At 45.3% G+C, this 14,035-nt stretch carries 11 protein-coding genes; 6 read left to right on the forward strand and 5 right to left on the reverse strand.

Annotated features, from left to right (window positions below):
• Positions 1 to 61 precede the first annotated feature (61 nt).
• The 3 genes from napA to napF are packed head-to-tail and all read right to left on the reverse strand — an operon-like array spanning position 62 to position 3,385.
• Positions 62 to 2,551, reverse strand: coding sequence for a periplasmic nitrate reductase subunit alpha (gene napA / locus NL647_RS02245; protein ID WP_005453626.1), 2,490 nt, complete (start codon positions 2,549 to 2,551; stop codon positions 62 to 64).
• On the reverse strand, positions 2,548 to 2,856 hold the full coding sequence (locus NL647_RS02250; protein WP_005453631.1) for a chaperone NapD: 309 nt from the start codon (positions 2,854 to 2,856) through the stop codon (positions 2,548 to 2,550). Before NL647_RS02250 ends, napA begins: the two co-directional genes overlap by 4 nt.
• Before the next feature lie 43 nt (positions 2,857 to 2,899).
• Positions 2,900 to 3,385, reverse strand: coding sequence for a ferredoxin-type protein NapF (napF, locus tag NL647_RS02255; RefSeq protein ID WP_253649552.1), 486 nt, complete (start codon positions 3,383 to 3,385; stop codon positions 2,900 to 2,902).
• A gap of 246 nt (positions 3,386 to 3,631) precedes the next feature.
• Here napF and narQ point away from each other — a divergent pair, with 246 nt between their 5' ends.
• Positions 3,632 to 5,368, forward strand: coding sequence for a nitrate/nitrite two-component system sensor histidine kinase NarQ (narQ, locus tag NL647_RS02260; protein ID WP_009696218.1), 1,737 nt, complete (start codon positions 3,632 to 3,634; stop codon positions 5,366 to 5,368).
• Positions 5,355 to 5,987, forward strand: a complete 633-nt coding sequence (locus NL647_RS02265; RefSeq protein WP_005453637.1) for a response regulator — start codon at positions 5,355 to 5,357, stop codon at positions 5,985 to 5,987. The genes narQ and NL647_RS02265 overlap by 14 nt, the downstream gene beginning before the upstream one ends.
• A gap of 63 nt (positions 5,988 to 6,050) precedes the next feature.
• Here the strand turns inward: NL647_RS02265 and NL647_RS02270 are convergent, their stop codons facing one another.
• Entirely contained in the window at positions 6,051 to 6,224 is a 174-nt protein-coding gene (locus tag NL647_RS02270; RefSeq protein ID WP_005453640.1) for a hypothetical protein, read from the reverse strand.
• A 264-nt stretch (positions 6,225 to 6,488) separates the two neighbouring features.
• On the opposite strand from NL647_RS02270, the gene NL647_RS02275 reads away from it, so the two are divergent.
• Together NL647_RS02275 and pepT are read left to right on the forward strand one after the other, a co-directional pair.
• Entirely contained in the window at positions 6,489 to 7,349 is an 861-nt protein-coding gene (locus NL647_RS02275) for a DUF6279 family lipoprotein (RefSeq protein WP_154202420.1), read from the forward strand.
• Between the two features lie 192 nt (positions 7,350 to 7,541).
• Positions 7,542 to 8,771: a peptidase T gene (pepT, locus tag NL647_RS02280; RefSeq protein WP_005453643.1), complete on the forward strand. Its 1,230-nt coding sequence runs from the start codon at positions 7,542 to 7,544 to the stop codon at positions 8,769 to 8,771.
• Between the two features lie 120 nt (positions 8,772 to 8,891).
• Here the strand turns inward: pepT and NL647_RS02285 are convergent, their stop codons facing one another.
• Positions 8,892 to 9,350 carry a dCMP deaminase family protein gene (locus NL647_RS02285; protein WP_005453645.1) on the reverse strand — a complete coding sequence of 153 codons (459 nt, stop codon included), beginning with the start codon at positions 9,348 to 9,350 and terminating at the stop codon, positions 8,892 to 8,894.
• A 350-nt stretch (positions 9,351 to 9,700) separates the two neighbouring features.
• On the opposite strand from NL647_RS02285, the gene vmeY reads away from it, so the two are divergent.
• Positions 9,701 to 10,828 carry a multidrug efflux RND transporter periplasmic adaptor subunit VmeY gene (gene vmeY / locus NL647_RS02290; RefSeq protein ID WP_005453651.1) on the forward strand — a complete coding sequence of 376 codons (1,128 nt, stop codon included), beginning with the start codon at positions 9,701 to 9,703 and terminating at the stop codon, positions 10,826 to 10,828.
• Between the two features lie 8 nt (positions 10,829 to 10,836).
• Positions 10,837 to 13,989 (forward strand): multidrug efflux RND transporter permease subunit VmeZ, encoded by a 3,153-nt coding sequence (vmeZ, locus tag NL647_RS02295; RefSeq protein WP_005453652.1) that lies wholly within the window; start codon positions 10,837 to 10,839, stop codon positions 13,987 to 13,989.
• Positions 13,990 to 14,035: the final 46 nt, after the last annotated feature.

Below are 14,035 nucleotides of genomic sequence, written 5' to 3' on the forward strand. Positions count from 1 at the left end.
TTATGGCTTAAATTCTTTTTAGGCCGCCGAGTCGACGGCCTTTGCATTCGTTATTTGACGGTTAAGCAATTTTCGTGATTTTGACTGGACACTTCTTAAAGTCTGTCTGTTTTGACAGAGGGTCAGTCGCATCAAGAATCAGCTTGTTAATCAAAATACGGGCATCAAAGAACGGTACGAATACCAAGCCTTCAGGTGGACGGTTACGACCACGGGTTTCAACACGAACGCGTACTTCGCCACGTTTGTTTGCAATCAGAACTTCTTCACCGCGACGTACATTACGTTTTTTCGCATCCGCAGGGTGCATGTAAACCACAGCGTCTGGTACAGCTTTGTAAAGCTCTGGTACACGACGAGTCATAGTACCTGTGTGCCAGTGCTCAAGAACACGACCTGTACATAGCCATAGGTCGAACTCTTCATTTGGTACTTCTGGTGGCGCTTCGTAAGGCGCAGAAATGATCTTCGCTTTACCATCAGCATTACCGTAGAAGTCCCAACCTGAACCTGCTTTAGCGTATGGGTCAGAACCTTCTTTAAAGCGCCATTGTGTTTCTTTGCCATCAACAACCGGCCAACGTAGACCACGTACAGTGTGGTAGACATCGTAAGGTGCTAAGTCGTGACCGTGACCGCGACCAAATGTTGCGTACTCTTCGAACAGACCTTTCTGAACGTAGTAGCCGAAGTGGTGCGAATCATCGTTTAGTTCACGAGCTTCTTCGATAGGGAACTGGTCAACTTGACCGTTCTTGAACAGCATGTCGTACATGGTTTTACCACGGTACTCTGGTGCTTTTGCAAGAAGCTCTTCTGGCCACACTTCTTCCATCTTGAAGCGTTTAGAGAATTCCATTACCTGCCAAAGGTCAGATTTTGCATCACCGATGGTCTCTACTTGTTGGTACCAAGCTTGTGTACGACGCTCTGCGTTACCGTAAGCGCCTTCTTTCTCGATCCACATTGCAGTAGGAAGGATAAGGTCAGCGGCTTGCGCTGTTGCTGTTGGGTATGGGTCAGACACAACAATAAAGTTTTCTGGATTACGGTAACCTGGAAGACGCTCTGTGTTGATGTTTGGACCAGCTTGCATGTTGTTGTTACATTGAACCCAATAACAGTTCAGAACGCCATCATGCAACATGCGGTCTTGCAGTACCGCGTGGAAACCTGGTTTCGGTGGGATGGTGCCTTCTGGCAGTTTCCAGATCTCTTCCGCGATTTTACGGTGTTTAGGGTTAGCAACCACCATGTCTGCAGGTAGACGGTGAGCAAACGTACCAACTTCACGAGCGGTACCACATGCTGATGGTTGACCCGTTAGTGAGAATGGACTGTTGCCCGGAGTAGCAATCTTACCGGTTAGTAGGTGGATGTTGTAAACCAAGTTGTTCATCCATACGCCACGAGTATGTTGGTTCATACCCATTGTCCATAGAGACATCACTTTCGTGTTTGGATCCGCGTACTGCTTAGCAAGTTCGATTAGTTTCTCTTTTTCTACGCCTGAGATTTCAGATGCTTTCTCTACGGTGTAAGGCGCGACAGTCTTCTTGTACTCTTCGAAAGAGATAGACGTCAGCTTGCCAGAGTTCGGGTTCTTAGCGGCTTTTTGTAGCGGGTCATCGTCACGCAGACCGTAACCGATGTCAGTGTCTGTTTTGGTAAAGTTCGTGTGCTTGTTCACGAAGTCCCAGTTCACTGCATCGTTTTGAATGATGTAGTTTGCGATAAAGTTAGCAATCGCAAGGTCAGACTGAGGATTAAAAATGTAGCCGTGGTCTGCCAACTCAAATGAACGGTGGTAGTAAGTAGAAAGCACGTTCACTTTTACATGAGGGTGGCTTAGGCGACGGTCAGTAATACGTGTCCACAGAACTGGGTGCATTTCTGCCATGTTTGAACCCCAAAGAACGAATGAGTCAGCGTTCTCGAAGTCGTCGTAACAACCCATTGGTTCATCGATACCAAATGCACGCATGAAGCCTACTACTGCAGATGCCATACAGTGACGCGCGTTCGGATCGATATTGTTTGAACGGAAGCCTGCTTTCATCATTTTGGCTGCGGCATAACCTTCCATTACTGTCCATTGACCAGAACCGAACATACCGATGCTTGTTGGACCTTTCTTCTCTAGAGAAGCTTTCCATTTCTCAGCCATGATATCGAAAGCGGTGTCCCAAGATACAGGAGCGAAGTCACCGTCTTTGCTGTATTTGCCATCTTTCATACGTAGAAGAGGCTGAGTCAGACGGTCTTGACCGTACATGATCTTAGAAAGGAAGTAACCTTTGATACAGTTCAGACCTTTGTTTACCGGCGCTTCAGGGTCACCTTGAGTCGCCACGACTTTGCCGTTTTGAGTACCAACAAGAACAGAACAGCCTGTACCACAGAAACGACAAGGTGCTTTGTCCCATGTGATCTTAGTTTGGTCAGAGCTTGCAATCAGATTGGTTGCAGAAGCTGGTAGTGTGATACCTGCGACAGCAGCAGCTGATGCAGCCGCGTTTGCTTTCACAAACGCACGTCTTGTCATTTTCATACTTCACCCTCGATTTGGGAATGTTGTGTTCCAGTGTCTTCTTCTTCCGTTTCTTCAAGCCCAGTTTCGATTTGGTGATAAACCAATACTGTGCTCAAGACATTCGGTAAATTATTAATCGCATCGATAGTGTCGGTGATGAAACCTTGATTCTCAGTTTCTAGCACCACCACGATTTTGCCTTCTGGGCTGTCACCGTAGATTTCTGCGTTTTCGTACGCTTCAATCTGGGTTTTAACTTCAGCCAAATGTTCAGGCAGAACATGGACTACCAGACTCGAAATGTGCACTTCGTTTAGTGACATACATCTCTCTCGTTTTATCGCCTATCGCGCCGACCACTAACGGCTAGGCTGTTATATTGCTCACATTGATGGATGAAGTAGGGCACACTGAAACACAGGCGCCGCAGCCGTTACACTCATCAAGGTCTAAATTTGGTTGTGCTACTTTGCCAAGTTCTAACTTGAACTTAATCGCCATCGGGTCGCACATGTCCCCACAGCTTCGGCATTCGACATCTTGTTTTGCTAAACAGCTATCGGTGATGCTCGCTTTTGCCTGCCAAGGTTGCTCCGCTTCTGCTAAAAACAGTGGCTCTGGGCAAGCCTCGGCGCATTGGTAACAAAATGTGCATTCATCAATAGAAAAATCGACTGCAGGAAAACCGCCGTCGCTTTTGGTTATAATCTTGGTTTCACATGCCTCGATGCATTTGCCACAGCGAGTGCAGTCATCCGTGAATTGAGTTGGCTTTGCTAACCAAGGAAGACGTACCGAATTATCCGGTTGCGCTTTGCGTGCAAAAAGTCTTCGTCTAGAAAGGTCTACCACTTAGTCACCTCAAAAATTGAAACCCAAACTAAGCATAGTCCACAATTTCATTAATAAACTGTCATTTAAGTACACGAAATTGTAGTTTTTGACATATATGTATAAATACCTCTTAGGAGGTAATTAGGATGCAATATTGTTTTGGATCAATAAATTCCGGCGCAGGTGATCACATATTGATAAAGTTGAAAGATAATGCGCGTTGTATAAAGACAAACGTGGTTATCAAACGAGCGGAGTTCAGAGTTGTTTAAAAATGTGAAAAAGTCAGTAACACGCACTATTGCGTCTGCCATGATGTTGATTTTACTCCTATCGGTGGCGACGACTGGCTTTGCTATATTCACTCTTGCATCAAGCCTTAATGATGCGGAGGCGGTCAACGTAGCGGGTTCGATGCGAATGCAAAGTTATCGTTTAGCCCATGATATTCAAAGTGAATCTGTTGACTATTCTTCACATATTGACTTATTTGAGCAGTCAATTTACTCCCATTCAATGCTGGCACTACAGCATTGGTCAGTACCAGAAGATATTACAAAAGACTACTATCGGTTGATTCTGCGCTGGCACGAGCTGAAATCGGTACTAAAGAGCCAAGATAGAGACAAATATCTGATCTTAGTGGCTGGTTTTGTTCAACAAATTGATGCTTTTGTATTTAAACTGCAGAACTACTCAGAACAAAAACTGATCAACTTAGCGTGGATTGGTGGCTTAGGGCTTGGCGGCATACTGTGTGTCAGCATGTTTGTCGTGCACTTTGTGAGACTAGAAGTTGTCAGACCTTTACGTGCTCTTGTGTTTGCAAGTGAACAAATTCAGAATCGTTCGTTTAATGTGTCACTCAATGTATCGAGTGACAACGAAATGGGTATTTTGACCCGAACTTTCAATAGGATGGCGAACGATCTTGGTAAGCTATATCGAGGGTTGGAGCAAGCTGTCGACGAGAAAACACGTAAGCTACAACATGCTAACCAATCGCTGAGAGTGTTGTATGATTCGTCGAAAGAGCTGACGGCGTCACGTATCTATCAGGAGAATTTCCAAGCGATTTTACAACATATTGCAAGTTTGGAAGGAATTCGTGCAGTTAAGCTCGAAATTGATCAAATTGGGGAACCAAATTGGATACTCTCAGAGGGGGAAGAGTGCCGTCACGAATGTGATAGCGAATGCCACACGAAGATATTAACGCTGGACGGTGTTCACCTTGGGTATTTGCATTGGAAAGCGGGTTTGCCGTGTCCTAATGAGTCTCTTATTGATAACTTTGTTCAAATTTTATCTCGTGCGGTATATTACAACCGAGCGCAGAGACAAGCCGAGCAGCTGCTTTTGATGGAAGAACGTGCCACCATCGCTCGTGAGTTACACGATTCACTAGCCCAAGCATTGTCTTATTTGAAGATCCAAGTATCGCTACTCAAACGAAGTGTGAAGAATATTCCTGATGACAAAGCGATAGAGCAGACAAATCAAGTTATTGCTGAACTCGATACTGGGCTTTCAGCAGCATATACCCAACTTCGTGAGCTTTTGACTACATTCCGCCTAACAATAAAAGAGGGTAGCTTTGGTCAAGCGCTTCAAGAAATGGTTTCGACGCTTGATGATCAAACTGCGGCGAAAATCTCGCTTGATAATGAGCTTTCTTCAACTGAATTAGATGCACACCAGCAGGTCCATCTACTACAGTTGATCAGAGAAGCGACAATAAATGCGATCAAACATGCTCAAGCGAACAATATTAAGATTCAATGTCTTGATTCTGATGGGAAAGTCACAGTGACTGTTACCGATGATGGTATAGGCTTTGAGCAGCAAGACGAAAAATTAAATCATTACGGTATGAGTATCATGCAAGAGCGAGCAGCCAGATTGCACGCTGAGTTGCAAATTGAAGCCGCAGCAAATAGCGGCTGTATCGTAAGACTAGAATTCCAACATAGTAAGGAAGTAAACATTGACAGTGTGTAAAGTAATGCTGGTGGATGATCACCCACTCATGAGACGTGGTATTCATCAGTTACTCAGTTTTGAGCCAGAATTTGAAGTCGTCGCAGAGGCAAGTAGCGGTGCGGATGCGGTTGCGAAAGCTCATGAACTTGAGCTGGATTTGGTACTTCTTGATCTGAATATGAAAGGCATGTCTGGTCTAGATACGCTAAAAGCTTTGCGTGCTGACGGTTGTGAAGCTCGCATTGTTATTCTCACCGTATCGGACAGTCCGGCAGACATCGAAGCTATCGTGCGTAGCGGCGCAGATGGTTACTTGTTAAAAGACACAGAGCCAGATGAATTGGTTGAACTGCTAAAACAAGCACACGAAGGGGATAAAGCCTACAGCCAAGCGGTAGCGAAATACCTAAATGAGCGTGAAGGTCAAGAAGACGTATTTGACTCATTGACTGACCGTGAAACGCAAATCCTCCAAGAGGTGGCGCGTGGTTTTCGCAACAAGCAGATTGCCGATCGCCTGTTTATCTCTGAATCGACCGTTAAAGTGCACATGAAGAGCTTGCTGAAAAAGTTGAAAGTACCTTCACGTACTGCAGCAACAGTGCTTTATCTAGAGCGATTCGGCGAAATTAAGTAACACTTTAGACGCCCATTCTAGAAACGCCAAATAGAAAAAAACCGCCCAAACAAGGGCGGTTTTTTATTGGTCTGGGCGAATGGAGTACAAATCACTGTTGTGTTTGCCACACTCCAAATAGTAACGATGCGCCGCTTTCTTATCTTCCGCGACGACTCTCATACTGTGCATTTTCCCCTGTTCAAAGTAGCGAATTTCGTATTCTACACTCGTATCAAGTTGCTCAGCAGCAGCCATGCTACGCCTCCATAAACTATCCTGATGTTATTGAAGCAATTTATATGCCACTTTAAGGAACGCTATATCGTTCGAGTTTTGGCTAATAATTGCGCACTAACTCACTTTTTTGCGGATAGTTGTGATAAAAAAGTTAATTTCAAACTCTATATACTACTAGGGTGGCAATGTCACTTTGCCAGACTGACGTAAGTTTGCCGCAATAATAAGTGATTTAGATTGAGTATAGAACTTAATCAATGGAAAAGGGAATATGGATCGGTGATGAAATTAAAAAGTTTATCTAATAAAGCGGTTCGATATGGATGTATCTTGTTATCTATTTTGGCGCTTGCTGGTTGTGCAAAGAAGTTTTTATACAGCAATATTGATTGGGTAGTGATCGAATATTTAGATGACTATGTGTCTTTAGATGGTGAACAAGAAGCTCTGGTAGAGGAGCGAATCTTATTATTAGCCGATTGGCACAAGAAAGAAGAATTACCTTTATATATCGATCACTTAAAGCAATTGGAGGCACTGAATAAAGACAGCATTACGTTGGAAGCATTGCAAGCGAATCGAGACCAAATGCGTGAACATTATCAACGTCTTGTTTCGAAGGCCGCTCCAGATCTGTTCTCGTTAAGTATGCAGCTCGATAATCAACAAGAAGCAGAGTTTATTGATAGTGTAAGAGAACGTTATAAGGAGAGAGATGAAAAATATGTAGGAAAAACGGAACAAGAACTGAGAGAAGTTGTCTTAGAGAATACAGAGGATTGGATGGAAGAATGGTTGGGGAAATTATCTAGCCAACAAAAAGCGCGAGCCAAACAGCTTTCTCAACAAGTGATTATAAATAGTCCCTTATGGCGTGATTATCGATCTTCCATTATTCAAGAATTAGAATATCTTTTCGAAAATAAAACCAACAGCGTGGTTTACCAGCAGGTATTCATGCAGCTCTTATTTGAACCAGAAAGTTATTATAGTGATCAATTGACTAAGAATATTGATCAAAATATCGCACTAACGGATCAATTCACTCTAGATATAGCTCAATCCATGAGTGATAAACAATGGAAACACTTCCATGGCAAAATCCGAGAGTGGCGAGAACTTGCCGAAGACCTATTGAATTAAAACTCGATAAATCAAATTCTTAATGTGAGTGCTGTAGGAGTGCGCCAGCACTTTTTAATGAAAAACTGATTCAAAGCAAATTCTTATCGCCTTATGAGCGTAACATGGTTTGTCGAACCATGTTGGATAGGATCCTCGCATACCAAGCATCCCTGTGTGTGGCATCCTTCGCCCAAAACAATGAGAATAATTATGAAACATTTAGTTGAAAGATTTCTTCGCTACGTCACGTTCGATACTCAATCTAATCCCCACGAATCAGCTTGCCCAAGCAGCAGCGGGCAACTGGTGTTTGCTCAGCAACTTAAAAAAGAGATGATTGAGCTTGGCTTAAGCAATGTGACGTTAAGTGACAACGGCTACTTGATGGCAAAACTGCCATCTAACGTTGATTACGATGTACCTGCTATTGGCTTTATCGCGCATATGGACACTGCACCAGATGCCTCTGGTAAAAATGTAAATCCTCAGTTTATTGAGGACTATCAGGGTGGCGATATTGCACTTGGTTTGGGCGATGAAGTGTTATCACCAGTCCAATACCCAGATTTGCACGATCTTCATGGCCACAACCTGATCACGACTGATGGTACGACACTACTTGGTGCTGACAACAAAGCCGGTATTGCAGAAATTCTTTCCGCGGTTGCGATGCTGATTGAAAACCCTCAAATCCCACACGGTGATATTTGCATTGGTTTTACACCAGATGAAGAAATTGGTCGTGGTGCGGACTTGTTTGATGTTGAAAAGTTTGGTGCGAAATGGGCGTACACTATCGATGGTGGCCCTCAAGGCGAGCTAGAATACGAAAACTTTAATGCAACCAGTGCAGATGTCATTTTCCATGGCGTGAGTGTTCACCCTGGTACAGCAAAAGGCAAATTGGTTAATGCGATGAACTTGGCGGCAAAATTCCAAGTGCAAATGCCAGAAGATCAGACGCCAGAAACCACAGAAGGCTACGAAGGCTTCTTCCATCTTAAATCAGGTGAACTTGGTGTGGCTCGCAGTGAGCTAGGTTACATCATCCGTGACTTCGATCGTGAAGGTCTAGAAAGCCGTAAAGCCTTCATGCAGAAACTTGTCGATGATATGAACGCTGGGTTGAAGCATGGCTCTGTTGAGTTGAAGCTCACTGACAGCTACTACAACATGCGTGAAATGGTTGAACCATACCCGCACATTATCGACTTGGCGAAACAAGCGATGGAAGATTGTGATGTAGAACCTCTGATCAAACCAATTCGTGGCGGAACAGATGGCGCTCGTTTGTCATTTATGGGTTTACCGTGTCCAAACATCTTCACTGGCGGTTATAACTTCCACGGTATCCACGAGTTTATTTCAGTTGAGATGATGGAGAAATCGGTTCAAGTGATCGTTAAGATTGCTGAGCTAACGGCGAAGAAGCACGGTTAATATCATTTGCTGAGTAATCTCATCCTTCAAGTAAACAAAAGCCCAGACACGTGTCTGGGCTTTTTAATTTTGCTCGAGTGAAATGAATTCTGTACGTTTATTAGCCATCCAAGAGGTGGTTTAACGAACGCTTTTTTCTTCGATTTCACTAATTGGTAGCCAGTTCACTTCGACTCCGGCTTGGTCGAACATATCTTGGCTTACTTGAATCTTATCACCCCAACGAGACAAGAAATCTTCAGACTGTTCCGGGCAACTCACGCGAGCGATACCTGTCTGAATGATCTTTGCCGCACAGTTTGGGCAAGGGAAGTGCGTTACCCAGATATCACATCCATCTAAGTCGCGCTTTGAAAACAAAATCGCGTTCTCTTCTGCGTGCAGTGTTTTTAAGTATTTCAGTTCACGTTCATCCGTATCCACACTGTCAGAAACACCATGTGGGTAGCCGTTGAAGCCAACAGAAACAATGCGGTTTTGTTTTGTGATAACCGCACCTACCTGTGTCGATGGATCTTTACTCCAAGATGCCACCAGCTCAGCCATTTGGTAAAAACGTTTCTCCCATTTAGAAATCATACTCATCCTCTCGGTCGAAAGCTTTGAATTATCTGCATGATAACGCATTCTGTTTAAAAAAATAGTCAAAACATGTCTAGCGATCATGAAGATTCTATTTTCCTATGTAGACTTTGATCTCCAAGTGATGATGACGCCATATTCTCATTGCTTACTTCACATCAATTTTCAGCGTGATTCGTGTACATGATCGCAACAAATTTAGCCTGTTGATTACGATGTTTGCGAGTCGTTTCATCGGCTTACACTTTGATACACTTTCCCCGGTTTCTCTTAAAGTTTTCGGACAAAGCACCCTGTAAGGTTAGGGTATTGTCAAACGAATCCTGTTCTATAAAGACGGTATATACATGCAAAAGAAACCACTCGTCGCACTAATGGCGGCAACAGCTATCCTCGCGGGATGCGGAGAAGCAAACAATGCCCAGAAGGGGGCGCAAGCTCCTCTTGTTGTGACTCAAGATGTCACAATTATCGACTACCAACCGAGCAAGTCTTACATCGGTCGCATTGAAGCAGTAGAAGATACGAATATTACGGCACAAGTCTCCGGCTATCTTGAAGCTCGCCATTTTGACGAAGGTCAGATGGTAGAGAAAGGGCAGTTGTTGTACTCCATCGAGCCTTCTTCTTTTGAAGCGCAAGTGGCGAGTGCAAAAGCAGCGCTAGCTCAGGCAAAAGCGGCGCTTAAGAAAGCAGAGCTCGACCACCAACGTGGTAAAAACTTGTTGCCACGTGGCAGTATTTCCCAATCAGAGTTCGATGCGTTGACGGCGACGTTACTTGGCGCGCGAGCAGAGCTTGAAGCAGCAAACGCTCAGCTTAAGCTTGCGGAAGTAAACCTTTCTTACACTCAAATTCGTGCTCCATTTAGCGGTCGCATCAGTGACAGTAAAGTAAGTACTGGTGATCTGCTTTCACCATCTTCTGGCATTTTGACGACATTAGTTAGCTTAGACCCAGTGCATACCTCATTCAGCGTGAGTGAACGTGAACGTTTAAACCTTGGTATGGACGGTATTAAAGGCGACGGTAGTGCAGAGTCGAGTGGCGTTGAGGTTCAGCTTGAACTGGAAAACGGAGAGTACTTCGAACATCTAGGTCAATTGGACTTTTTAGGTAATCGGATTAATACGCAAACCGGTACGATCGCGATGCGTGCAGTGGTACCAAACCCTGAGCAAAAGCTACTTCCTGGCCAGCACATTAAAGTGAACCTTCGCGACAAGAATGCAAAAGACGTCATCGTGATTCCTCGTCGTGCAGTGCAAACGGACCTAGAAGGTGACTTTGCCATGGTGATGGCAGAAGGCAATGTTGCGGAGCGCCGTAACGTTGAACTTGGTGCGCAAGTAGAGCAGGGTATCATCATCAAAGAAGGTTTGAACAAGGACGACACTGTGATTACACAAGGTCTACAACGTGTACGCAACGGTGTAGAAGTGCGTATTCAATCACCTGCTGAACAGAAACAGTAGGAGGCGTCATGTTAAGTCGTTTCTTTATTCAAAGACCGAAATTCGCACTGGTTATTTCGATCATCTTGACGTTGGCTGGTGCCATCTCATTAGCGATCTTGCCTGTTGCTGAATATCCTAAAATCAGTCCACCATCGGTGAGCGTGACAGCATTTTATACGGGTGCAAGTGCTGAGGTTGTGGAGCAGGCGATAGCCGACCCAATAGAAACCTCCGTGAACGGCGTTGAAAACATGATTTACATGTCTTCAAAGAGTGCTAACGATGGTTCTTACAGCCTAAACGTCACCTTCGATGTGGGTACTGATCCAGACATGGCGCAGGTTAACGTGCAAAACCGTGTATCGCAGATTGAGTCAAAACTGCCTCAAGAAGTACGCATGGTAGGCGTAACGGTGAAAAAGCGTTCTCCTGACTTGTTGATGGTTTTGAACTTCTACTCACCTGACGGTAAGTACGATGACAAGTTCCTTATCAACTACATCAACCTGAACGTAAAAGACCAACTTGCGCGTGTTAAGGGCATCAGTGAAGTTAACGTTATCGGTGGTGGTGAATACGCGATGCGTGTTTGGTTAGATCCAGAAAAAATGGCTAACCTGAACCTCACAACAACCGATGTGTACTCGGCGTTGGCGGAGCAGAACGTACAGGTAGCAGCAGGTCGTATTGGTGCTGCGCCATACAACAACCCTCAAGAAGTTCAGTTCAACTTGGTGACCAAAGGTCGTCTTGAGAGCGTGAGCGAGTTTGAGGATGTAGTACTTCGTGCAAACCCAGATGGTTCTACTGTATACCTAAAAGACGTTGCTCGCGTTGAGCTTGGTAAGAAGTTCTATGACGGTAACGGTAAGTTCCGTGGTCAAGATGCCTCTATCGTCGCGTTGTCACTGCAATCAGACGCAAACGCATTGGAAAGTGGGCAAGCGGTCATGGACTTGCTTGAGCGCTTAAGCACTAACTTCCCTGAAGGCATGGCTTACGAAACCAGTTATGACACAACCGTGTTCGTTGCAGAGTCGATCAAGGGTGTAGTGAAAACGCTGATTGAAGCGATCTTGTTGGTAATTGCAGTTACTTACCTGTTCCTTGGTAGTGCGCGCGCAACCTTAATTCCTGTTGTTGCGATTCCAGTATCCCTTATCGGCACATTCGCTATCATGCAGGCGACGGGTTTTACCATCAACACGGTAACCCTGTTCGGTTTGATCCTCGCCATCGGTATCGTGGTAGATGACGCGATTCTAGTTATCGAAAACGTCGATACCACTATGGCGAAAGACCCAACCATTTCACCACGCAAAGCCACTTTGCTGGCGATGAAAGAAGTAACGGGTCCAATCATTACCTCGACCTTGGTTCTATTGGCGGTATTCCTACCAGTAGCCATGCTTCCGGGGATTACCGGCATCATGTACCGTCAGTTCGCATTGACGATCTGTATCTCGGTAGTTATCTCGTCTATTAACGCATTAACGCTGTCTCCAGCACTATGTTCGTTGGTGTTGAAGCAGGGTGGTGGTAACACGGCAAACTGGTTCCAAGCGTTCAACCGCGGTCTAGAGCGCGTAACAGCGCGCTACGGTCAGATCGCTGGCTTCTTGGTCAAGAAGTCTATGTTGCTGATTGCTTTCTTCTTCGTCGCGGTTGCCGCAGTAACTTTCTTCGCGAAAACAACGTCTACGGCGTTTGTACCTCAAGAAGATAAAGGCATTTTGTTGGTGAACGTGCAACTTCCGGACTCTGCGTCACTTTCTCGTACCGAAGAAGTGACCAATGAACTGATGAAGATGGTTGAGCAAGAACCGGGTGTTGATGGCGTGACGGTTGCGAATGGTTACTCATTCATGACGGGGGCCGCAGCATCAAATGGTGCGTCTCTGTTTATCAAACTGCATGATTGGGATACGCGTAACTCACTTGACGGTGAACATGCTGCTAACGCAATTGCAAACCGCATCAACGGTCGTGCTGCGATGGAACTGCCGCAAGCGATAGTATTTGCGATGGGACCTCCTGCCGTTCCGGGTATGGGCGCAGCCTCAGGCTTTGAATTTGTACTTGAGGACACGTTAGGTCGTAGCCGTACTGATTTGTCGATGGTAATGGGTGAAATGATTCAGGCGGCTAACCAAGCTCCAGAAATTGCATATACCTTCAGTACCTTCCGTGCAAATGTACCGCATTACTATGTCGATATTGACCGTGAGAAAGCACAACAGTTAGGTATTCCACTGTCGTCAATCTTCCAAACATTGCAAGGTAACCTTGGTTCGCTATACGTGAACGACTTCACCATGTTCGGTAAGAACTTCCGTGTGACCATGCAAGCAGACAGTGAACACCGCAGCAGTATGGAAGATCTTGAGCGTTTCCACGTTCGTTCTTCGAGCGGCGATATGGTGCCACTGAGTACATTAGTGAGCTACGAACAGGTGTTTGAGCCGGATGTTGCATGGCGTTATAACATGTACCGCAGTGCCATCATCCAAGGTCAACCTGCTCCGGGTTATTCAAGTGGTGACGCGATTGCAGCAATGGAACGTGTCGCGGCTGAAGTTCTGCCACAAGGTTACACCTATGAGTGGACGGGTATGGCGTATCAAGAAGTCTTGGCAGGTAACCAAGCGATTTACGCGTTCGCATTGGCATTGATCTTTATCTACTTGTTCATGGTGGCGCAGTACGAGAGTTGGAGTATTCCTTTAGCGATCATCCTAGTGGTGCCAGTGGCAACGTTGGGTTCCTTCCTCGCATTGAACTTAACCGGAACGCCACTCAACTTATACGCTCAGATAGGTCTCGTCCTGCTCATAGCGCTCGCGGCGAAGAACGCAATCCTAATTGTGGAATTCGCCAAGCAAGAGCGTGAAGAAAAAGATGTGGATATCGACAGTGCAGCAGTACAAGGGGGTAAGCTTCGTTTCCGTGCTGTTAACATGACGTCTTGGTCGTTTATCTTGGGTATTTTCCCATTGATCTTCGCCGCTGGTGCGGGTCACGTGAGTCAGAACTCACTGGGTATTTCCCTAATTGGCGGTCTGCTATGTGTGCTTCTAGCAGGTACTTTCCTGATTCCGGGCTTCTACGCTCTGGTACAGAGAAAACGTGAGAAGATCCACGGTGGTAATACCAAATTGGTTCCTTTAGATGATGAATAAGCACTAAGTAACTTTAAATAGAAAAGCCCGAAGCATGAGAGTGCTT

The sequence above is a fragment of the Vibrio sp. Y29_XK_CS5 genome (assembly GCF_024181835.1).
GTDB lineage: Bacteria > Pseudomonadota > Gammaproteobacteria > Enterobacterales > Vibrionaceae > Vibrio > Vibrio harveyi.

What these genes read in the sequence shown, in the direction of transcription:
- NL647_RS02285 (WP_005453645.1), bottom strand. Translation starts at nt 9,350, where the DNA reads ATGATTTCTAAATGGGAGAAACGTTTTTACCAAATGGCTGAGCTGGTG.
- vmeY (WP_005453651.1), top strand. Translation starts at nt 9,701, where the DNA reads ATGCAAAAGAAACCACTCGTCGCACTAATGGCGGCAACAGCTATCCTC.
- napA (WP_005453626.1), bottom strand. Translation starts at nt 2,551, where the DNA reads ATGAAAATGACAAGACGTGCGTTTGTGAAAGCAAACGCGGCTGCATCA.
- pepT (WP_005453643.1), top strand. Translation starts at nt 7,542, where the DNA reads ATGAAACATTTAGTTGAAAGATTTCTTCGCTACGTCACGTTCGATACT.
- vmeZ (WP_005453652.1), top strand. Translation starts at nt 10,837, where the DNA reads ATGTTAAGTCGTTTCTTTATTCAAAGACCGAAATTCGCACTGGTTATT.
- NL647_RS02270 (WP_005453640.1), bottom strand. Translation starts at nt 6,224, where the DNA reads ATGGCTGCTGCTGAGCAACTTGATACGAGTGTAGAATACGAAATTCGC.
- NL647_RS02275 (WP_154202420.1), top strand. Translation starts at nt 6,489, where the DNA reads ATGAAATTAAAAAGTTTATCTAATAAAGCGGTTCGATATGGATGTATC.
- NL647_RS02250 (WP_005453631.1), bottom strand. Translation starts at nt 2,856, where the DNA reads ATGTCACTAAACGAAGTGCACATTTCGAGTCTGGTAGTCCATGTTCTG.